At 71.9% G+C, this 654-nt stretch carries 1 protein-coding gene; it reads right to left on the reverse strand.

Annotation, left to right across the window (positions count from 1 at the left end):
* Window positions 1–145: 145 nt before the first annotated feature.
* Window positions 146–654 (reverse strand): serine hydrolase domain-containing protein (locus AC1DYG_RS18755; protein WP_477641382.1); only part of this gene is annotated, 509 nt, incomplete at its 5' end.

Consider the following 654-nt stretch of genomic DNA (forward strand, 5'->3'; position numbering starts at 1 on the left):
ACCTCCAGCTTCGACGAGGGACGTCTTCCCCAACGACCTCGTGTCGGCTCCACGCGCTTTCGAGGTATCAGTGTGCACCAGGGGCCAGCTTTACGCATCACGAACAAGTAACCGGCAGTTGGCCGACGGTCCGGCGCCTTCTCGGCTACGGTCCGGACACCTCCGCGAGCACCGCGTCGCTCAGCGGCGGCCAGGCCTGCTTCGCCCAGTCCCCGAACGGCTTGTCCGCCAGCGCCACACACGCGAGCGACCGCGCGGGGTCGCCCCACAGGAAGGTGCCGGACTGTCCGAAGTGCCCGTAGGTGGCGGGCGAGTTCGCGGCGCCGGTCCAGTGCGGCGCCTTGCCGCCCTTGATCTCGAACCCGAGCCCCCAGTCGTTGGGCCGCTGCGAGCCGTAGCCCGGCAGCAGGCCGTCGAGTCCGGGGAACTGCACCGCGGTCGCGTCGGCGGCGGTCTGCTCGGAGAGCAGGGTCGGGCGCAGCAGTTCGCGGGCGAAGCGGGACAGGTCGGCGACCGTGGAGCGGGCGCCGTGCCCGGCCGGGCCTTCGAGCGTGGACGCGGTCATGCCCAGCGGCGCGAACACCGCCTCGCGCAGGTACTCGGGGAACTCGATCCCGCTCTCGGCGGCGACCAGGTCCGCGAGCACCTCGAAGC

The organism is Pedococcus sp. P1_H8, assembly GCF_056405175.1.